Origin of the sequence: Seonamhaeicola sp., from assembly GCF_028281565.1 — a bacterium.
Classification (GTDB): domain Bacteria; phylum Bacteroidota; class Bacteroidia; order Flavobacteriales; family Flavobacteriaceae; genus Seonamhaeicola.
In genome coordinates, this window is the sequence record NZ_JANQJQ010000041.1 from 144,192 (window position 1) to 166,985 (window position 22,794).

The 22,794-nt window shown below is 39.2% G+C and carries 13 protein-coding genes; 12 read left to right on the forward strand and 1 reads right to left on the reverse strand.

Annotated elements, in window-relative coordinates:
• The first annotated feature begins 105 nt into the window (after positions 1 to 105).
• Positions 106 to 2,559: a glycoside hydrolase family 2 TIM barrel-domain containing protein gene (locus tag Q0983_RS16615; RefSeq protein WP_299555894.1), complete on the forward strand. Its 2,454-nt coding sequence runs from the start codon at positions 106 to 108 to the stop codon at positions 2,557 to 2,559.
• 196 nt (positions 2,560 to 2,755) lie between these two features.
• Here the strand turns inward: Q0983_RS16615 and Q0983_RS16620 are convergent, their stop codons facing one another.
• Positions 2,756 to 3,778 (reverse strand): LacI family DNA-binding transcriptional regulator, encoded by a 1,023-nt coding sequence (locus Q0983_RS16620; RefSeq protein ID WP_299555896.1) that lies wholly within the window; start codon positions 3,776 to 3,778, stop codon positions 2,756 to 2,758.
• A 138-nt stretch (positions 3,779 to 3,916) separates the two neighbouring features.
• Between Q0983_RS16620 and Q0983_RS16625 the strand changes: the two genes are divergently transcribed.
• The 11 genes from Q0983_RS16625 (at position 3,917) to Q0983_RS16675 (ending at position 22,767) form a co-directional block, all read left to right on the forward strand.
• Positions 3,917 to 5,566 (forward strand): sodium:solute symporter family protein, encoded by a 1,650-nt coding sequence (locus Q0983_RS16625; RefSeq protein ID WP_299555898.1) that lies wholly within the window; start codon positions 3,917 to 3,919, stop codon positions 5,564 to 5,566.
• A 16-nt stretch (positions 5,567 to 5,582) separates the two neighbouring features.
• Positions 5,583 to 7,862 (forward strand): FAD-dependent oxidoreductase, encoded by a 2,280-nt coding sequence (locus Q0983_RS16630; RefSeq protein ID WP_299555901.1) that lies wholly within the window; start codon positions 5,583 to 5,585, stop codon positions 7,860 to 7,862.
• A 20-nt stretch (positions 7,863 to 7,882) separates the two neighbouring features.
• Positions 7,883 to 9,031, forward strand: coding sequence for a glycoside hydrolase family protein (locus Q0983_RS16635; protein WP_299555903.1), 1,149 nt, complete (start codon positions 7,883 to 7,885; stop codon positions 9,029 to 9,031).
• A 1-nt stretch (position 9,032) separates the two neighbouring features.
• Positions 9,033 to 12,191 carry a glycoside hydrolase family 2 TIM barrel-domain containing protein gene (locus tag Q0983_RS16640; protein WP_299555905.1) on the forward strand — a complete coding sequence of 1,053 codons (3,159 nt, stop codon included), beginning with the start codon at positions 9,033 to 9,035 and terminating at the stop codon, positions 12,189 to 12,191.
• Between the two features lie 98 nt (positions 12,192 to 12,289).
• Positions 12,290 to 13,318, forward strand: coding sequence for a glycoside hydrolase family protein (locus Q0983_RS16645; RefSeq protein ID WP_299555907.1), 1,029 nt, complete (start codon positions 12,290 to 12,292; stop codon positions 13,316 to 13,318).
• A gap of 7 nt (positions 13,319 to 13,325) precedes the next feature.
• Positions 13,326 to 14,456: a glycoside hydrolase family protein gene (locus Q0983_RS16650; RefSeq protein ID WP_299555909.1), complete on the forward strand. Its 1,131-nt coding sequence runs from the start codon at positions 13,326 to 13,328 to the stop codon at positions 14,454 to 14,456.
• A 5-nt stretch (positions 14,457 to 14,461) separates the two neighbouring features.
• Positions 14,462 to 16,183, forward strand: a complete 1,722-nt coding sequence (locus tag Q0983_RS16655; protein ID WP_299555911.1) for a glycoside hydrolase family 2 TIM barrel-domain containing protein — start codon at positions 14,462 to 14,464, stop codon at positions 16,181 to 16,183.
• Positions 16,171 to 17,418 carry a family 16 glycosylhydrolase gene (locus tag Q0983_RS16660; protein WP_299555913.1) on the forward strand — a complete coding sequence of 416 codons (1,248 nt, stop codon included), beginning with the start codon at positions 16,171 to 16,173 and terminating at the stop codon, positions 17,416 to 17,418. The genes Q0983_RS16655 and Q0983_RS16660 overlap by 13 nt, the downstream gene beginning before the upstream one ends.
• A gap of 13 nt (positions 17,419 to 17,431) precedes the next feature.
• Positions 17,432 to 18,718, forward strand: a complete 1,287-nt coding sequence (locus Q0983_RS16665; protein ID WP_299555915.1) for a glycoside hydrolase — start codon at positions 17,432 to 17,434, stop codon at positions 18,716 to 18,718.
• A gap of 142 nt (positions 18,719 to 18,860) precedes the next feature.
• Positions 18,861 to 20,141 carry a family 43 glycosylhydrolase gene (locus Q0983_RS16670; protein WP_299555917.1) on the forward strand — a complete coding sequence of 427 codons (1,281 nt, stop codon included), beginning with the start codon at positions 18,861 to 18,863 and terminating at the stop codon, positions 20,139 to 20,141.
• Between the two features lie 247 nt (positions 20,142 to 20,388).
• Positions 20,389 to 22,767, forward strand: a complete 2,379-nt coding sequence (locus Q0983_RS16675) for a family 43 glycosylhydrolase (protein ID WP_299555919.1) — start codon at positions 20,389 to 20,391, stop codon at positions 22,765 to 22,767.
• Positions 22,768 to 22,794 lie beyond the last annotated feature (27 nt).

Genomic DNA, 22,794 nt, shown 5'->3' on the forward strand with positions numbered 1-22,794 from the left:
TTTTCAGCATCCTATAAACAGAAAGTAGAGACTCTGAAACGAGTTCAGAGTGACAAATTTTTAATATTTAAAAGGGATAAACAATAAATTAAATCAACTAATAAAATGAATAAACTATTAAGTTTACTGGTTGTTGTAGCATGGGGCTTAAGTAGTCTAAATGCACAAAATCAAAATTTCAATGAGTCGTGGAAGTTCTATAATGATAAAGCAGAAGGCGCGGAAAAAGTGTCCTTTGACGATTCAAAATGGCGCAATCTAGATTTACCACACGATTGGGCTATAGAAGGTCCCTTTGATGTAAAATACAATGCCCGGGCGGGTGGACTGCCATTTCACGGCACCGGTTGGTACAGAAAGCATTTTAAAATGAATGCCGAAGCCAAAGGAAAAGTGGTGCGTTTGGAGTTTGAAGGGGCCATGTACAATGCCCATGTTTGGATCAATGGCGAATTTGTTGGAAAACGCCCGTATGGATACATCGGATTTGAATTTGATGTTAGTAAATATCTAAAATATGACGGGTCAGATAATGTTGTGGCCGTAAGATTGACGCCGGAAGATTTATCCTCCAGATGGTATCCAGGGGCGGGTATCTATCGTTCCGTATGGCTGAAAATTGATAACCCAATACACGTTGGGCAATGGGGCACCTTTATAACGACGCCAACAGTTACAAAGGAAATCGGGGTGATTCAAAACGAAACCACGGTGGTAAATAAAAGTGGTAAAGCCGAAACTGTTACCGTGAAGCAAGCATATTATAATTCAGAAAACATACTGATTGCTTCAGAAAGTGAAGAACTAACTATAAAAGCAAAGGGTTCTGCAATTTCAGCACTATACACTAAAATAAAAAAGCCCTTGATCTGGGATATGGAGACACCACATTTATATCATGCGGTGACCACTATTTCAAAAGGAGACGAGGTACTTGATACCTATAAAACCCGTTTCGGAATGCGAACCATTGCTTATACCAAAGATGGGTTCTTTTTAAACAACAAACCGGTCCGTTTTAATGGCGTTTGTTTACATCATGATAATGGGGCTTTAGGGGCTGCGGTTTACAGAAGAGCCGATGAACGCAAACTTCAAATTATGAAAAGTATGGGGGTCAATGCCATCCGTACCAGTCATAATCCGCCGTCCAGGGAGTTTTTAGAATTATGCGATGAATTGGGACTTTTGGTTCAGGATGAAGCCTTCGACGTTTGGAAAATGGAAAAAGTGCCCAATGGCTATAACAAGTTTTTTGAAGAATGGGGTGAACGCGATATCAAGGATATGGTACTAAGGGATAGAAATCACCCATCCATAGTTATGTGGAGTATTGGTAATGAGATCATTGAACAAAAAGATAAAAAGAATGGCTGGCGAACCGCAAAAGTCCTTAATGATTATGTCAAGGAATTGGATAGGACCAGGCCAACCTCGGCAGGTTTCAATAACTATTCGGGGCCTTACGATAATAATATGGCGCAACAAGTGGATATTGCCGGTGTAAACTATAAACCAACCAAATACAGCGAGATTAGAGGAAATTACCCGGAGTTGCCGTTATATGGATCGGAAACGTCTAGCTGTACCAGTAGTAGAGGGGTTTATCATTTGCCTATTGAAAAGTATAAAACCCATGAGTCCAAACATGTGACCAGCTACGATTTAATAGGACCACCATGGGCCTATCCTCCGGATGTGGAGTTTCATTTTCAGGAGCTAAACCCACATAGTATGGGTGAGTTTATCTGGACAGGTTTTGATTATTTAGGAGAACCAACACCCTATGGAGGAAAGGATAACTCCACTAATGGGTATTGGAATGCCGATTGGCCGTCACACAGCTCTTATTTTGGTGCGGTGGATTTATGTGGTTTCCCGAAAGATCGATTCTTCCTGTATCAAAGTCAGTGGACGACGGAGCCTATGATTCACCTGTTGCCACACTGGAACTGGAAAGGTATGGAAGGACAAACCATTCCGGTGTACTGTTACACCAACTGTGATAGTGCCGAACTTTTCGTGAATGGAAAGTCTATGGGTAGAAAGGTGAAAGGGAAAGACTTAACAGAACTTAAGGTTAACTTTTTAAGATACGAACCAAAAACCTTTCAATCTAAATACAGATTGTCCTGGGAGGTACCCTATGAAGCAGGAAACATCAAAGTGGTAGGTTACAAAAACGGCAAACAAATTCTGGAAAAACAAATCAACACTGCCGGAAAACCGGCTAAAATAAGCTTATCAGTTGACCGAAAGGACATCAATGCTGATGGTGTGGATTTAGCCTATGTAACCGTTAGAATTGAAGATAAAAACGGAAACCTTTGTCCGAATGCCGAAAATCTTGTGCATTTTTCAGTTAAAGGCACCGGTGAGTTATTAGCTGTTGATAATGGCAATCAAACCAGTGTAGAGTCTTTTCAGGCTAGTCACAGAAAAGCCTTTAGTGGTATGTGTTTAGCCATTGTAAAAGCAGATGCCATTTCCGGAAAGATTACGCTGTATGCAAAATCTAAAGGATTGAAATCGTCTAAAATTGAAATGGTTTCAAAGTAAATTTTAACGTCTCTGCGAGGGAAACATGACCGTGGCAGTCTGTTTAATGAACTGCATGAGATTGCTTCGTTCCTCGCAATGACACTTTAACTCAAATTGAAACATGTCATTCTGAGCCCTTCGACTACGCTCAGGACAGGCTCAAGCGAAGAATCTCGATAATAATTTAAGCCAATAATTAACCTTATCGGCTTTTTTATAAAATAGAACTTTCCCTAACCGAAGACTGCCTAATATTAAACTCCCCGTTCATTACTATGGTTTCAATAGGAGCATTTTCATCTTCAATGCGTTCTATAAGCAACTCGCCGGCTTTTTTAGCCATCTTAAAAGTAGGTTGTTTAACACTGCTCAATTGAGGGGTTACCAATTCGGCCATACGGGTTTCGGTAAAACCAACAAAAGCAACATCTTCAGGGACCTTATAACCATTGTCTTTTAACTTTCTAATAGCACCCAGCGCCACCATATCGTTCACACAGAAAAAGGCATCGGGAACATCATGATGATAGATGAGGTCTTCAATAACTTCCATACCCTCTTTAGCCAGTAAACCGGTTTCAATGATTTTATAATTTTCTTTTGGAATGTGATGTTTATTCATAGCCTTTTTAAAGCCTTGAATACGTTCATAAGACACCGATAGATCCTTATATCCGGATAAGTGATAGATTTTCTTGTAACCTTGCCTTATCAAGTGTTCCGTAGCAAAAAAACTCCACTTCATATTATTAAAAACCACTTTTGAAACAGGAACGGATTCTTCAATCCGATTTAAAAAGACAATGGGGTAGCCTTCCTTAATTCTATCCTGGTAGTATTTCATATTCCGATTTCCCGTAGTTGGAGCTACAATTAAACCGTCAACCATATTATTGATAAGTGTCTGAGCATTGATAAGTTCCTGTTCTTCGTTTTCATCCGATTGCATGACCAGTACCTGATACCCTTTTGAGATTAAAAACTCCTGTAATGCTATCACAATCTCAGAATAATACTCGTTTATAAATTCAGGAACAACCACACCAATATTCAAAGAACGCTTTTGACTCAATTTTTTCGCGATAGGATTGGGAATATAACCCATGTCTTCGGCTGTTTTTAGAATAAGCTCTTTGGTCTCTTTTTTAATGTCGTATTTATCATTAAAGGCCCTGGAAACTGTAGAAATTGATACGTTCAATTTTTTGGCAATATCTTTTATGGTGTAGTGCTTCATAAGACAAATGTAGTCATTTCGGAAACGTTTTCGGTATTTTTTGTTGTTTTCGGTATCGTTTCCGAGGATATATTTCGCGTTTCCGATTAATCATATATTATCAAGCAGTATCTTTAAAAGAATTTCAACCTTTTCCTGATGAACAATATTGATATCATAGTCATTTTAGTATTCACCGCCCTGGTTTTTGTATGCGGAATGAGTTTCTCTAAAGCAGGTAAAAACATGAAGTCGTTTTTTGCAGCCGGAGGCGCTTTACCCTGGTGGATGAGTGGTCTGTCTTTATTCATGAGTTTCTTTTCTGCCGGTACTTTTGTAGTATGGGGTTCCATAGCATATTCCAGTGGCTGGGTAGCGGTGAGTATTCAATGGACCATGTGTATTGCAGGGGTTATTATAGGATTTTTTATTGCGCCCAAATGGCAAAAAACCAAAGCTTTGACAGCTGCGGAGTTTATCTCAGACAGATTGGGCATATCCACCCAAAAGATCTACACATATCTGTTTTTGTTTATTTCTATATTTACTACAGGCGCCTTTTTATATCCGGTGGCCAAAATAGTTGAAGTATCTACAGGGATCCCTATTTCAACCAGTATTATTGTTTTGGGGATCCTTATATTGATTTATACCGCGGTGGGCGGACTTTGGGCCGTAATTGTTACCGATGTGCTACAGTTTATTGTACTGACAGCTGCAGTTTTAATCGTACTGCCTTTATCGTTCGATAAAATAGGCGGTATTGACAATTTCATTGCGAATGCTCCGGAACATTTCTTTGAGTTTACCAATTCAGAATACACCGGAGTATTTATGGTGGCTTTTGGTCTGTATAATTTGTTTTTTATTGCAGGGAATTGGGCTTATGTACAACGTTATACCAGTGTGGCTACACCCAAAGATGCTAAAAAAGTAGGATGGTTATTCGGTGCACTATATACTATTAGTCCTCTTGTTTGGATGTTGCCGCCCATGATCTATAAAGTTTTAAATCCGGATTTAGGAAATCTGGCTGATGAAGGTGCTTACCTTTTAATGTGTAAAGAAGTATTACCGGTAGGTATGTTAGGATTAATGTTGGGAGGCATGGTATTCGCTACATCCAGTTCTGTGAACACCACACTGAATATATCGGCGGGTGTGTTGGCAAATGATATTTACAAGAATATGTTTCCAAAAACTACCAACCAGGGTTTGGTTAGAGTAGGGCGTATAGCCACAGTTTCCTTGGGTATTCTCACAATTATAATTGCTTTGATGGTGCCATATTTTGGTGGTATTGTGGAGGTAGTTATGAGTGTGGCAGCCTTAACCGGAGGTGCCATGTTTTTACCGCCTTTGTGGGCCTTGTTCTCGAAACATCAAACCGGAAAGTCTGTGCTTTCAGTAACTATTATTTCGCTCGTTATTAATGCATTTTTTAAATTTTTAGCTCCGGATTTAATAGGAGTTACACTAGGTCGTGCCATGGAAATGGTAGTGGGCATGGGGATTCCTATTGTCTTGTTGGCTATTCTTGAACTTTACTTTATACAATCTAAGAGTAGAACCACTCAATATGACAATTATATGGAATTGCTGGAATCTAAAAAAGAGACAAGCAATATAGAAGAAGATGCCAGTAGCAATAAAAAGGGAATAAGAGTTATTGGTCTTGGAGTAGCATCAACAGGAGTACTAATTATTATATTATCATTTATGGCAGAATCGGCTAAAACACTTGTTTGGGGTATGGGGACTGCTATTCTGGTTTTAGGATTATATATTATAAGAAAGTCTAAAAAATAAAAACAGTTTTGTTTTAATGATAAAAGAATCATTTCATAAAGAAAAAAGAACTAGTAAAACCGTAACACTGGGATGTGATTTAAGTATTACCGGTGGTGGTACGGCTGGCGTTTGTGCTGCTATTACAGCAGCCAGAAAAGGTATTAAAGTGGTATTGATCCAGGACCGCCCCGTTTTAGGAGGGAATGCCTCCTCAGAAGTCAGGTTGTGGATTTTAGGAGCCACTTCCCACATGGGGAATAATAACCGATGGTCACGCGAAGGCGGTGTCATGGATGAGATTCTGGTAGAGAATCTGTATAGAAACCCGGAAGGGAACGCCGTTATTTTTGATACTGTTTTATTGGAAAAGGTACTAAACGAAGACAATATCACCTTGCTTTTAAATACCAGTGTTTACGACGTTACTAAATCAAGCGATACACAGATTGAATCCGTAAAGGCCTTTAATTCGCAAAATTCAACAGAATATATTGTAAAAGCACCCTTATTCTGTGATGCTTCCGGTGATGGTATTGTAGCCTTTAAGGCGGGCGCATCCTTTAGAATGGGGGCAGAACCCAAGGAAGAGTTTGGGGAGTTGTTTGCGCCTGATAAATCTTATGGAGAACTTTTGGGGCACTCCATGTATTTCTACAGTAAAAATACCGATAAGCCGGTCAAGTTTAAGGCACCGGAGTTTGCTTTAAAGGATATAAAACAAATACCGCGTTATAAGGCCATCGGAAAAGATGACAAAGGGTGTCGGTTTTGGTGGTTTGAGTATGGCGGGCGGCATGATACCATTCATGATACGGAACATATTAAATACGAGCTATGGAAAGTGATTTATGGCGTTTGGGATTACATTAAAAATTCAGGAGAATTTGATGATGTAGATAATATGACTTTAGAATGGGTAGGGACTATCCCGGGAAAACGTGAAAGTCGCCGATTTGAAGGTTTATATATGATGAAGCAGCAAGATGTGATTGAGCAACAAGCGTTTGATGATGCCATAGCGCATGGTGGATGGGCTATAGATTTACATCCGGCCGATGGTGTTTACAGCAAACTGTCGGCCTGTACCCAATGGCATTCCAAAGGGGTGTATCAGATTCCGTACCGTTCGTTTGTAAGTAAGGATATTGAGAACTTGTTTTTAGCCGGTAGAATTATAAGTGCCACACATGTGGCATTTGGTTCAACACGTGTGATGGGCACCACAGGACTATGTGCCCAGGCGGTTGGTATGGCCGCAGCTTTATGTACTGACAAAAACTTAAAGCCTACAGATATATTGAGCAATGGCACTATTGAAGAACTCCAGAACGAGTTGAATATTGTTGGGCAAAGCATTCCGAACATCCCCATAAAACCTGCTTCTAATCTAATCAATCAGGCTGCGGTTGAAGCTTCTTCAACTTTAGAGGTTTCGGAAATTCCTTTTGACGGTGATTGGTTTAGACTGAACATTTCGGCAGCACAATTATTGCCTTTAAATGCAGATGAAAACTATCGGTTTAAAGTGTTGATAAATGCAGATGAAGCCACTACTTTGGAAGTGCAATTGCGAACCTCGGAAAAATCAAAAAACTACGCACCGGAGGTTATTTTAGAAACGCAATCGTTTCAATTAGGAAAGGGTGAACAATATATGTCAATTGACTTTTCGATTGGTGTGCCGACAAATCAATATGGTTTTGTGACGTTTTTAGCGAACGATAAGGTAAGTTTAAAAACAAGCAATAAGCGTTATACAGGAGTACTTTCGGTGTTTAATGGTGTAAATAAAGCAGTATCTAATAATGGCAAACAAGTACCGCCACCAAATATTGGGGTGGACGAGTTTGAATTTTGGACGCCACATAGAAGGCCTGACGGTCAAAATATAGCTATGGAAATTTCACCGGCTATAAAATCTTTTAATAGTGATAATATTGGTAATGGTTATGTTCGCCCCTGGGGAGCAGTGAATGCCTGGGTAGCCGATTTAAATGATGAAAACCCAACCCTAAAAATAGAATGGGATAAGGCCAAGACTATTTCAGAGATTAAACTGTTCCTAGACCCGGATTATGACCACCCAATGGAATCTACTTTAATGGGACATCCCGAGGAAGTCGTGCCATTCTGTGTGCGTAATTATGTGATAAGAGATCTAAGTGGTAAGGTACTTCATCAAGTTGAAGGCAATTATCAAACCATTAATAGTTTTAAGCCAAGTGAACCTTTGAATTTAAAAGGGTTTACCGTTGAATTAGGACATCCTTCAAAAGATGTTCCGGCGGCTATATTTGAAATAGTATGCAAGTAAAATGTAAAATATCATTTTTAGTGGTAACTCTTTTTTCTTTTATGGCATTAGTGTCATGTAAAGAAAAAAACAAAGAGCAAGTCATAGAAGCACACAAAGAACTAAATCTTGGAGCCATGGTACAACCGGTTTCCGAGAAGCACAAATTTATTAGTGAAGACTATCATATATGGGGAGCTTCAGTGGTAAAAGGTGATGATGGAAAATACCATATGTATTATTCCAGATGGGAATATGAATTGGGACATATGGGTTGGGTAACAGATTCTGAGATTGCCTATGCGGTGGCAGATAAAGCTGAAGGCCCTTATAAACATGTAAATGTGGCATTGCCTGCTCGTGGGGAACAATTCTGGGACGGTACAACCACACATAACCCTAACATCATTAGAAAAAACGGAAGGTATTACCTGTATTACATGGGCTGCACATCTTCTGTTAAAGCTGTGCAGCCTACTTCAATGAAACATAAGGACTGGTGGATTTATAGAAATAATCAAAGGATTGGAGTGGCATGGTCAGATAATCCTGAAGGGCCGTGGAATAGACTTGATGAGCCAGTCATCACTGTAGATGAAGACCCGAATGCTCCGGACGCACTTGTGGTTACTAATCCGGCTGTAAATGTGGGACCTGATGGAAAAATGTTCGCAGTATACAAAGTGGTAGCTAAAACCGAAGATTGGAAACCTGTAGATATGGAGAGTGATGACACCTGGGTGGTATCAAAGGGGGGGAATGTACGATATATGGCTGCATCTGCTGATAGTCCGCTAGGACCATTCACTAAGTACAAAGAGACCATTTTCGAATTAAAAGGAGAGGAAGAAACACATATGATCGCCGAAGACCCCTATGTATGGAGTCAGGATGGGAAATACTATGCTTTAGTGACTGATATAAAAGGTTCGTTTACAGGTGATTATGGGGCTATTGCTTTGATGGAATCAGATAATGGACATGATTGGGTGCAATCAAAACATCCGATGGTGGTTCCTGGAAAAATTCTGAAAGAAGATGGTACCAGAACGGAGTATAAAATTGAGCGTCCTCAATTATTGGTAGAAGATGGCAAACCCACTTTCTTATTTGGTGCATTAGGTATAACAGTAGACGGAGTTCACAGAGGGCATGCATGCAACCTTAGAATTCCACTTAAACAAAATTAATATGAGACACGTTTTTTTAGTTTTAATAGTATTATTACTTGTAAGTTGTAATTCTGAAGAGGAGCTTATAACAAATGATGCACTTTCATTAAATGGCCATTGGAAATTCCACACCATTTATGGTGAAGGCTCAAATTATTTAAATATTAAAGAAACTGAAAGTGATATTGTTATTGATAATAATGATAACAATGTTAAAACCCAGGGTAAATGGAGCAGCAAAAAAACGGCAGCTCGCTTTTCAAAATTATACGGGGAAGATTATTTGCAGCACAATTTTACCCTAACAGAACTGAAGGGTGGTAATAAAACCGATAGCTCGTATGTTAGGTTCTATCCCAATTTTAAGAATTCCGGTTATTATGAGGTATTTACAATATTCCCATTTGCATCGCACCTTACCACTCAATACAACGTCAAGCACGCAGAAGGTATTACCACCAAGTATGTAAGCCAAAGAACTTATTGTAATGAGTGGATAAGTTTGGGTATTTACAATTTTAACAGTGAAGATGAAAATTACGTAGAGCTTACGGCCATTGTAAGCGGAGCCGTTGCGGCCGATGCTGTTATGTTCAGGGAAATCTCCGAAGAGAAATATTTAACCGCCAAAGAAGAACCAAAACAGGTATTTAAGACTGATTTTGATGATTCTGACTGGTATGACTTAAAGGTACCCGGGCATTGGGGCATGATCAACGATTTTTCAAATTATACGGGAAAAGGTTGGTACAGAAAAACTATTGATACTCCCGAAGGTTGGACTAAAGCTTCAGGTAACCGGTATTATTTAAAATTTGGTGGGGTGTATCACCTTTCAAAAGTTTACCTCAATGGAAAATTCATTGGGAAAAACAGGGGCGGATTTACACCTTTTGAGTTCGATGTAACTGGAGCCTTAAATTTTAATGGAAAAAATGTCATTGCGGTTCAGGCCGATAATAGTGCTATTGTGGGAGCTACCTGGAATTGGGGCGGCATTATAAGAGATGTAACGTTAACAAAAAACAAAGATGTTAGGATAGATTATCAATACATGCATGCGGAACCGGATTTGGAAAAAGGAACGGCTCAGTTAAAATTAAAAGTGAGGATTGAAAATAATGCTCCGGAAAAAAGAACAGTTAATGTTAATTCTAAGATAGTTGATACGGACGAAATAGCTGGCCTTAGCGGAACCATGGAAATTGATGCAAACTCGGTTAAGGACATACATTTGGAAACTACGTTATCAGCCGAAAATGTTAAGCTCTGGCATTTTGATCACCCCAACCTTTATAAGCTCGAAACTTCAGTATCTGATTCTAATGGTCAAGTTGATGCCAGGCAGGATAACTTCGGGATTAGAAAAATTGAATTGACAGATTCTCAAATGCTATTGAATGGCGAACCGGTACGACTGGCAGGTTTCAACAGGGTAAGTGAGAGCAGATTTTGGGGCTCTTCTGAGCCTGTTGCCATTTTAGAAAAGGACGTAGATCTTATGAAAGAAGCAGGCGCCAATTTTATGAGAATCATGCATGGCACGCAAAATGAAAAACTGATGGAACTGTGTGATAAAAAGGGAATTCTATTGTTTGAAGAAGTTAATGTAAGGGATTTAGATAATGACGAGTTCAGGGCCAATTATTATCCGCTTTCAAAACTTGAAAAAGAAACAGGAATTAAAGTAAACCCCGAAGATGAAGAGATTTTAATGTTGGATGAACCTTATATAAAAGTAACCGAAAAACATAATCTGAAAATTTCTGAAAAGAACTATTTCCTATCCAAATATTGGCTTAAGGGTATGATTGAACGGGACATTAATCACCCGAGTATTATTGGCTGGAGTGTGGGGAATGAACTAAACAATCATATGGCCTATGGTAAAGCCGCCATGGCATATGTAAAGAACGAAATCGATCCTTACAGGTTAGTTACCTGTGTGAGTAATTCAGGCCAGAAAGAACAGTACACGCCTGAAACAGACCCTAATACCTATGTAGACCTGATCATGCATAATATGTATCGCTGGCAGGGGAAACCTCAGGAAATTTTAAATGCCTTAAGAACCAAATGGCCCGATAAACCGGTCTTTATTTCGGAATATGGATTTGATCCTTTCCCATCAACAGAAATAGATGGTGATAAAGAAATATTTTCCGAATGGATGAACCATTACAGGCATAAAAATGAGTTTGTGATCGGGACTTCCATGTGGACCTTCAATGACTACCGAAGTGGTTATGCGGCTACCACAGCCGAAGAAAACAGAGTCTGGGGTATCATCACGTCATGGAGGCACAAAAGGCGCTTATTTGACCGTATTAAAAAAGAGCATGCCCCTATAGAGAATCTTGAAATATTAAATGTTGATTTTAAAAAGAAATCGGCGGACATTCTAATACCTATTAAAAGCAGAAGTGACTATCCAAGTCATACCATGACAGGGTATCAGTTGAAGTATCAATTTACAGATACGGCCGGCGCCATAGTTTTAAATAAGGCTATGGATTTACCGGCTTTAAGACCAGAGGACAACTATTGGAAAGGTTCCATCACCTGGGACGATTTACCGGATAATGTTTTAGATTTAAAGGTTAGTCTGGTAACACCAACAAACCATTCGAGATTTGACCAAACCCTTTCATTTCAAAAAGCCATAACGCCGGAAATAAACGAAGTAATTCCAGGAAAAAATGCTGTTAGAATACTATTTGATAAAGTGCCTAATGCTACTGAATATTTTGTGACTTATAAAAATGATACAGGACAAGAGACTAAATCATATAGAACCATAACCAACGCCATTAATGTTGACAGCCTGGGTAATGGCAAAGCGTACGGCTTCAAACTTTATGCGGTAAATGATAAAGGGATCAGCAACCCTTCCGAAGAAGTGAAAGCCACAACTAACCAAAAGGCATTACCGCCAGTTATCTGGGATGCCTTTATCACTGATAATAAACTGGTTATTGGCTATTCCAGTGATTTTGATGATGGCGATTATACGATTAAATATGGAACTTCCAGAGATAATTTAGATAAAGAATTCGTCTCAAATGTAAGAGGTATGGTATCTATTGATTTAAATGGAGAGCAAATGGTTTATTGCAAATTGAAGCGAAAAACAGAAACAGGAGACAGTGGGTGGTCCAATAGTGTAGAAGCAAAATAACAGTTACTAATAAAGCCTTATTTATGGTAAAAAAAATAATATACCTAATAGTAGTAACCTGTTTTATTTTTTCTTGTGGTAAGGGAAAAAATGAGACTATGGAACCTGTAAAGGACGATAATTATAAATTAGAGTTCGATAAAGTAGCCTTAAAATCTAAGTTTGAGAGTGATTCCATAACCATATGGGGTGCTTCAATAATAAAAGGGCAGGATAGCTTGTACCATATGTTTTATTCAAGATGGAAAAAAGACCTTGGATGGGCATGGGTTACGCATTCCGAAATTGCTCATGCGACATCTAAATCTCCGTTTGGCCCATTTATTCATAAAGATGTAACTCTTGGAGTCAGAGGTGCTGAATTTTGGGATGGACTTTGCACTCATAACCCAACAGTACATAAATTCGATGGTAAGTATTACCTGTACTATATGGGTAACACAGGAGATGGTGTCAACCCGTGTGTACCTGGAAAGATCAAATACAATTGGACACACAGAAACAATCAACGAATTGGTGTTGCAGTGGCTGATGATCCTAATGGTCCTTGGAAACGTTTCGACACACCATTAATTGATGCGAGTTCTGATGAAAATGCCTTGGATGCTCTGTTGGCTAATAATCCTTCCATCACAAAACGTCCGGATGGAGGGTATTTAATGGTGTATAAAGCAGTTGGGAAAAAAATCAAGAAAATTTCAGGAGGGCCGGTAGTACATTGTGTAGCTACATCAGATAGTCCAACGGGACCTTTTAAGAAATATGATAAACCCGTATTTACGGCTAAAGGACATGATTTTCCCGCAGAGGACCCTTTTATTTGGTATGAAAAAGGCAAGTATAGAGCCATTGTAAAAGATATGCATGGTGCTTTTACTGATGCAGGTCAAGCTTTGGTATTATTTGAATCTGAAGATGGATTTGATTGGAACTTATCTAAAAACGGTTTAGTCTCTAAACTGGAAATAAATTGGGAAGACGGGACTACGCAGAAGGTAGACCATTTAGAAAGGCCCCAGTTATATATAGAAAATGGAAAACCAATAGCACTTTTATGTGCTTCGGATGTTAAAGATGAAAAAGGTGTATTGCATGCTTTTAATGTTCAAATACCTATTAAAAATTAATATAAATATGTTAAAAATAAAACAGCTTATAGGCTTAGTGGTCATTGCACTTGTTATTGGTGCCTGTGGAAAAAAAGAAAACAAACAGGACCCAAAAAAGAAAGCGGTTATTGATTATAAAATTGAGTTTGAGAAGGTCGCTCCCCAATCGGTATTTGTTAATGATACCATGAGTATTTGGGGTGGCTCTTTGGTAAAAGGGGAAGATAATCTGTACCATATGTTTTATTCCATTTGGCCCAAAAAAATTGGCTGGGAGTGGGTGAATTACTCCATAATTGCCCATGCAACATCAGAGTCACCATTCGGTCCTTTTAAGTATAAAGACGATGCGCTTCCGGACAGAGGTCCTGAATTTTGGGATGGTTCAACCACACATAATCCAACGGTTCATAAATTCAATGGTAAGTACTACCTATATTATATGGGCAATACAGGTGATAAAAAAATAGTAAGTGCCCCCGGTAAACAAAAGATAAATTGGGTGCATAGAAACAACCAGCGTATTGGTGTGGCGGTTGCTGATAGTCCAAACGGCCCGTGGAAACGTTTTGATAAACCTGTTCTGAATATCACTGAAAATGATTCACTGGCACATGATGCTTTAATGACCTCCAATCCATCCGTTTGTCAAATGGCAGATGGAAAGATCTTGATGGTATATAAAGCTGTAGGGAAAAAGTTTCCTTTGCCACAAGGCGGGCCCGTGGTGCACATGGTGGCCATTGCAGACTCTCCAACAGGGCCCTTTAAAAAGTATCCGGATCCCGTTTTTACATTTGAAGGGGAGCGTTTTCCCGCTGAAGACCCTTATATCTGGTACCAGGAAGGGAAATACCGTGCTATTGTGAAACGCATTAAGCACGAGGGTAAAAAACGTGTATTTTCTTTGGTGCATTATGATTCTGAGGACGGCATCAATTGGAACCAGGCCAAACATTTTGAAATATCAGATAAAACAGTAACCTGGGAAGATGGTTCAACCACTAAATTTAATCATTTGGAACGTCCGCAGGTTTTTATTGAAAACGGAGAACCGGTGGCACTTTTATGTGCTGCGGATACTATTGATGCGAATAATGTACGGCATTCGTATAATATTCAAATTCCATTAAAAATTACAAAACACAAAAACTAATAACAATGAGGAGCGTAGCGTGCTTTCTATTACTTTTTATAACTATTTGTTCCTGTGGGGATAAATCAAAAGATCATATTTCAAATGAATTGTCACTTAATGGAGTTTGGCAACTTTTGGTCAATAATGATATAGGGTTGGAGAATATTTTCTATGAAGATTATAGTAAGTGGGACACCATAAAAGTGCCGGGTAATTGGGATACCAGAGAACGCTATTCGGAATATGTTGGAAAGGGCTATTATCAAAAAGGATTTGAATTACCTAAAACCTGGAAAGGAAAACAAATCAGATTAAAATTCGATGCAGTTTATGAAACTGCAAAGGTTTGGCTGAACGGGAGCTTATTAGGGGAGCATGTTGGAGGCTACACGCCATTTGAGTTCAACATCACCGATAAAGTAGATTTTAAAAATGAAAACTCAGTCATAGTAATGGCTGATAATACCTATAAACGAGGCGCCTGGTGGGCCTGGGGCGGTATTAGTAGAAACGTCTCGCTTATAGCCAATGAAGATGTTAGGATGGTCTATCAGCACATTACATCAGAACCCGATTTTGATAATAACAAAGTAAGTTTCACTATTAAATATAAGCTCGAAAATAATGGCGAAAGACCGGCCTTAACTCAAATTTATTCTGAGATAGAAGGGGTTCATAAAGATTCTGTCGCTATTGCTATTGAAAAAGGATCAACCGCTGTTTCTTATTTAAAATTTGAAAAGAACTTATCCGATGTTAATCTATGGCATTTTGATTCACCGAATCTTTATGAGTTGAATAGTTCTATTATCGTTAATGATAAAGAGGTCGATTCCGCTTCTGATAAATTCGGCATCAGAAAGTTTGAAGTTAAAGGAGAGCAATTCTACTTAAATAATGAAGCTGTTAGGATGAATGGTGTTAACCGAGTGCATGACCACCCGGATTATGGGAATACAGAACCGAACCATTTAGTGAAGGAGGATATGTTCGATATTAAATACAATCTGGGCTGTAATTTCTCCAGGTTAATGCATGCACCATTGCCTAAAAATTTATTAAAATTATGCGATAGTATCGGATTTTTAGTAGTTGAAGAAATACCTGTTTGGGGCGATGATGACCCTCAGGCATTTCCCAATAACCCTCGAACCAAGCAATGGCTGAAAGAGATGATAGAACGCGATTATAATCATCCCTCGGTGGTGGCCTGGAGTGTAGGGAACGAGTTAAGGGATACTATTAACCCATGGCCCAAAAAAGCCATGACCCCTGAGCAATACGGGTACGTTAATTCTATGTTAGACTATACAGAGGAGCTGGACCCAGCAAGGTTGAAAACATACGTCACTATAACGTCATACAGAGAAGGAGTTATTGGAAGCGAACCTTATGAAAAAGTCGATTTTATTTCTATGAATTCTTATGGTCCGGCAGTAGAACTGACAAAGAAAACACATGATAAGTTTCCCGGGAAACCCATTTTCATTTCAGAAATTGGTAAAGGTCAAATAGGTCCTGCTCCTGGTGCTAAGTTAAGTGATGAGTTAGTCGGTTATATGAAAGAGCTTAAAAACCTTCCGTATGTCACAGGCGTTTCCATTTGGAGTTATAATGATTACCGAAGTAACTACAAAGGCACCCCGGAATCAGGATTTAGAGAATGGGGTGTGGTTGATGAACGTCGAAATAAAAAGGAGGCTTATAATCAGTTAAAAGAAATTTACAAAGCATGGCAAGATTAAAAGGCATACATATTGTTTACGCTTTAATTTTTCTGATATCAGGCACAATCACCGCCCAATTACCAGAAGTAGTTAAGGAGCATTATAAATTGGTTTGGGAAGATCAATTTGATTATCCCGATAAAAAACTTGATAAACAATGGGCGTCTCAAAACGGACCAAGTGGACATATACTTTGTAGTCGCTGGAGAGAAAATGTTGTTGTTAAAAATGGCCTGCTATACCTTGTAAACAAAAAGGAAAAACGTGCCGGTCAGGAGTGGACCTCAGGAAGCATCTGGACTAAAAAGAGATTCAAATACGGTTATTTTGAATGTCGTTATAAGTACGCTGGTGCTGAGGCTACCAATAATTCTTTTTGGTTAATGACTAAAGGAGGCGGGCAACCAGAAGAAGGAAAACGCTTTGAGATTGATATTAACGAAGGTCATTATCCAAATGAAGTCAATACCAATATTCACAATTGGTCTGATATCACTATAACAAAAGATGGGAAAAGAAAGCATCCTTCTAGTCATAAAGGGTTTGCTTATGGAGCCAAAAGTGGTTATTCTATTCAGTTAGAAATTCCGGTGAACACTAAAAAGATTCGATTCCAATCAAATAATAATGGGCGCTTTCATTTAGGAGAGTTCAGGGTATATGGTTTAAATGACGGAAATTACCCCGATGTGCTTTCTAAAACTGCTGATAGAGATATTCCAAATCTGAAAAATTTAGCAGCTTTTAAAGATGTAACAATAACGTCTAGTGGTTCGTATAAAAATAATAATTCGGAAAAAAACCTGATTGATGGTAATCCGAAATCCCGATGGAATACACAAGATGAAGGGAATAAATGGTTGAAGTTTGAGTGGAAAGATGACATTACCATTGGTTGTATTCAATTTTTAAACGGTTGGCAATCTGCAAATGGTGACTGGCATGATTTAATTAAAGATTATAAAATTCAATATTTAGATGATGGTGAATGGAAGGATATTTCCGTTTTAAACGTAACTGATAGTTATGATTTTGCAAACAAGTTTCATACGTATGGTTTATTATGGAACGAAAAGGAGATTGTATTTTACTTTGACGGCGAAGAAATCAGAAGAGAAAAAAATGAGTTTTGTTTCAGTGAAACGCCAATTTGGTTGAGTTTAGCCATTATAAAATGGGCAGGTCCCGTAAAAGATAATATTGATGGGACCAGTATGCAAGTAGATTATGTTAAATATTACCAGAAAAAATAAATAGATAATCAGGATGAAAAAATTACTGTTACCATTGCTTTTAATTGGTTTGGTTAGTTGCCAAAAGCAATCAAAAGAAGAAACTATAAAAAATAGCAACCAGGGAGCATTTCCTTATACCATAACGGATAGCACTAAAAATCGAAAATTGAGTGCTGCTATGGATAGAAGTTTTAATCATTACAGCGCTATCCATCCACGTAATAACGAATTGTATTCTCAGTTTAAATATACAGCGTTAAAGGGATTTGATTACAATGATCACGATGGCACTATTTCAAGAAGAGACCCATCGAAAGTGATTTTTGAAAACGGAAAATACTACGTTTGGTACACAAAAAGAGATACGCCGGTAATTCCTGTGGGAGCAAGAAATGCCGATAAAAGTAATGATACTATTCCATCTACAGATTGGGATTTAGCAGAAATTTGGTATGCTACCAGTGAAGATGGCTTTACCTGGGAAGAACAAGGCGTGGCAGTTCCAAGGCCTCCAAAACCTGAAGTAGGCTGGCGGGCCGTAACCACAACAGATATTTTAAAATGGAAAGGGAAGTACTATCTCTATTATCAAGGCTTTATGGAAGCCAGTGGAAAGCGAGGAGACTATTGTCCCGTAACCGCATCCTGGGCAGATTCCCCTGACGGTCCATGGACACCGGCCGGAAAGATTGTCATTGAAAACGGACCTGAAGGTTCCTGGGATCAATATGCTATTCACGATCCTTATCCTTTAGTGCATGATGGTAAAATTTATATTTACTATAAGTCAGCTTTCAATAGGCCAAACCCAGTTTGGGTTGGTGGTGGGCTTGTTATAGGAGATGATCCTTTAGGGCCTTTTGAAAAGCACCCTTTAAATCCTTTAACCAGCTCCGGTCATGAAGTGAGTTTATTTCCGTTTAAAGAGGGCGTGGCCGCTATCACTGTCAAAGACGGCACAGAACATTTTACCATTCAATATGCTAAAGATTGGGTGAATTTTGAAATTGCTTCGGTTTGTGAATTAGTACCAATTGCTCCCGGACCTTATGTACCGGATGCTTTTACAGATACTAAAGATGGCCGTGGTATTACCTGGGGCATGTCCCATTTTGTAAATGCCGGGAAATATGGCGTGAATCCGCACTCCATCCTCGTACGTTTCGATTGTGATTTGAGTTTGGATGTGGATGACCCGGATATGAAACACACCGGTATCCGTCACGATTTGGATGTCTATTATAAACAAGGCCTTAACAAAAAGCAACGTAAGCGCATTGCAGAGCAGAATAAAAAATTAAAGGAGTCAGGTAGCTAATTCTATAAAATAGTTGTCACCCTGAACTGGTTTCAGGGTCTCAAAGATAATATTGTTCATGCGGAAACATGTTTCAATTTCAGTCCGAAACCATTCAAATAGTGAAATGATAAATGAAACGATACTAATAATTAATAAAATCATGAAGTTTAAAACATTCATCTGTGTTAGTCTGGCACTAGGTTTCGTATGGTCATGTAAACAGGCTGAACCCAAAGAACAAAAAGAAATAATTGCTAACCAGGTGTTTCCCCATAAAATGCCAGAGGAAAAACCCAATTTTCCAATAAGCTCAGCTGCTGAAAGGATGTTTGACTATCCAGCACCAAGAGTACAGGATAATGAATTGTTTTCGCAATTCAAATACACGCGTTTAGAAGGATTGGATTATAATGGCGGTGATGGCACCATTACCCGTCGGGATCCGTCCCGTCCTGTTTTTGTCAATGGCAAATACTATATGTGGTATACCAAAAGGCATACTAAGGTGCCACCAATTGGTTGGAACCGGGCGGACGAAGCCACAGATGAAATCCCATCAACCGATTGGGATTTATGTGACCTCTGGTATGCCACCAGTGAAGACGGCTTTACATGGGAAGAACAAGGTGTAGCAGTTGCCAGGCCAGGAAAGCCTGCTTTAGGCTGGCGATCTGTGGCAACCCCCGATATTCTGGTTTGGAAAGGAAAGTACTATCTCTATTTCCAAGCCTTTAATGAACCTAGTGGAACCCGTGGGGATTGGTGCCCTATATCCATGGCTTACGCCGATTCACCCGATGGCCCATGGACCCATGTTGGAAAAATAGTGGTGCCGTTCGGGAAAAAAGGGGAATGGGATCAGGATCAAACCCAGGATCCCCATCCTATAGTTTATAATGGAAAAATCTATCTGTATTATAAAGCTGCCTATAACAAATGGCCGGATGTTAGGGATAAATACGCCGTTGCTCATGGTTTAGCCATTGCCGAAGATCCCTTTGGCCCCTTTGAAAAACATCCTTTAAATCCGGTATTGAACTCAGGGCACGAGACTACCTATTTTCCATTTAAGGAGGGTATTGCTGCCCTGGCTATTAAAGATGGCAATGAAGCACAAACCATGCAATATGCCGAAGATGGCGTGAATTTTAAAATTGCTTCCACAGTAGAGTTAACGCCAACGGCCTGCGGTTTTTACACCCCCGATGCCTTTACAGGAACAAAAGACGGAAGAGGGGTTACCTGGGGTGTTTGCCATTTTATAAATGCCGCGAATTCGAAAGATAAAAAGCATTCTATAATAGCACGTGTAGATTGTGATTTAAGTCTAGATGTACACGAACCATGGCTGAAAAGTACCGGGGTTTGGCACCGACCGGAAGTTTATTTTAAACAAGGACTGGGGAACTTAAAAGCGAAACGCAAAGGATTACCTGAATAAATAAATATGAAAAACATCTCAATATTTAAAGCTATCAGGACTTTTGGTACTGTCATTTCATATGACAACTTCATGTTCAGAAGAAAAGGAGCAAACGGTATCAAAAAAACTATATGCAAAATATGCACTGGATTATTTCCAACGGCTATTTCGGTCATAAAAATGGATCGGATAAAGACTCATGGTTTGATGTGGACTATTTTCATTATTACCCTTTGAACAACTAAAAAACTAAACTTAAATAGAGATGAAATTTAAATTAATTACATGTTTTGTGTTCCTGATGGTCGGATTGAACTATTCACGAGCACAGGAAGATTTTAATTTTGCCGAACTACTCCCAGAAAAGTTCGATAAAGCAAATATTATTGAAGAAGCAGATTATAATGTCTGGGGAACCAACATTCTAAAAGGAAGGGATGGGAAATACCATGCTATTTATTCGCGTTGGCCAAAATCCAGAGGCCATCACGGTTGGGTAACACATTCTGAAATTGCCCACGCCGTATCTGAAAATCTAACGGGACCTTATAAATTTAAAAATGTGGTGTTGCCAGCTAGAGGAAATGAATTTTGGGATGGGGAATGCACCCATAATCCACACGTACTTGAGCAGGATGGAAAGTATTATTTATACCATATGGGTAACCGAGGAAGTGGTTATTGGGATACTACTCCAGATGACCAAATGCCTTCTATAAAAAACGATTTTGAATGGTGGGTGAATAGGAATAACCAACGTGTAGGTGTTGCGGTAACTGATGACCTGAATGGCGAATGGCAACGATTTGATAAACCTTTAATTGATGTTAAAGAAGGGCAATTAATGACTTCTACACCAACCATCACGCGTAGAAACGATGGGAGATATCTTTTAGCTTACAAATATGTTACAAAAGATGAGAATCCTCCGGCTAATAAAATGCTTCGAAAAGGAAATGAGACCATACAAAAAGGGAAAAGAGTAATTCATGTCACTGCTACCTCACGGTCGCCTTTGGGACCATTTGAGGATACCAATATTCCTTTTATAACACATCCAACCGCGTCTTTCGCTATTGATGACCACGTTGAATGGGTTTTCAATGGGAATTACTATTGTTTGGCCAAAGATTCCCGTGGTGCATGGAGCGATTATCCGGAAGGATCTACAATGTTGTTTGAAGGTGATGATATGGGCTTTGATTGGAAACCTGCCAAGAACTTTTTGGTCATAAAAGCAGGTAAAATTGAATGGACCGATGGTACCGTTACAAAAACACAACGGACTGCCGATATGCCAAAATTCTATATGGAAGACGGCATTCCAAAAGCACTGATTATAGCTATACTTCCGAAAGACAGTGAAGATTCGTATGCTTTGGTAATTCCATTAAAAACGCCAAAACCCGGAACAAAAGCCTTTCCATATCAGGTCACTGAGTACTCAGATGATTATAAGTTGAGTGCGGCCTTAGACCGAAGTTTTAATCAGTACCCATCACATGTCAATGCAGAGAACGAATTATATAGTCAGTTTAAGTATACCAAATTAACCGGATTGGATTATAATGATGGGGATGCCACGGTTACAAGACGTGATCCTTCCAAGGTTTTATTTGAAAATGGTAAATACTACGTTTGGTACACCAAGCGTGAAACGCCTATTCCGCCCGTAGGGACCTTTTCTAAAGATTATAAAGTCATGGAAACCGAAGGCGATAAGATCATTTGGAATGACACCATTCCAACAACCGATTGGGATTTGGGAGAAGTATGGTATGCCACAAGTAACGATGGCTTTCATTGGGAAGAACAAGGGGTAGCCGTAACAAGACCGGAATATCCAACACCGGGTTGGCGGGCTGTAGCTACTCCCGATATCCTAAAGTTTAAAGGTAAATACTATTTATACTATCAGGCCTTTACGGAACCCAGTGGTGTAAGAGGTGATTATTGTCCGGTAGGGGTAGCTTATGCCGATAATATTAACGGACCCTGGACTCATGTGAATGACGTGGTCATTCCAACAGGAGCCAAAGGGGAGTGGGATCAGTTTGCCATACAAGCGCCGACGCCTTTGGTGCATGACGGTAAAATTTATGTGTATTATAAAGCAGCCTTTAACAGACCGGGAACGGTTTGGAGTGGTATTGGGTTGGCCATTGCTGATGATCCCTTAGGCCCGTTTAAAAAACATGAGCTAAATCCGGTACAAAATTCGGGGCATGAGATTTGTTTCTTTCCGTGGAAGGAAGGCGTAGCCTCTTTGACCATTCGTGATGGCTCTGAGCATTTCACCATCCAATATGCCAAAGATTGGGTGAATTTCGATGTCATGGCCATTACAGAGTTTATGCCAACAGGGCCTAACGCCTATATTCCCGATGCCTTTTCAGATAATAATAACGGACGCGGTATCACCTGGGGTATTGGACATTTTATAAATTTCAAAGGGAAAAACAGTAAGAGGTGGCATTCAGAACTGTATCGCTTTGATTGCGATCTTAGCTTAGATGTGCACGATCCTGAAATGAAGTACCACAATTATCGCTTAGATCCCCAGTTCTATTTTAATTTAGGGTTAAGTGATAAACAAAAGCAACGCATTAAGGCTCAAAACGAAAAACTTCAAAACAATGAATAGCATAATGAAATGTTTTTTATTCAGTTT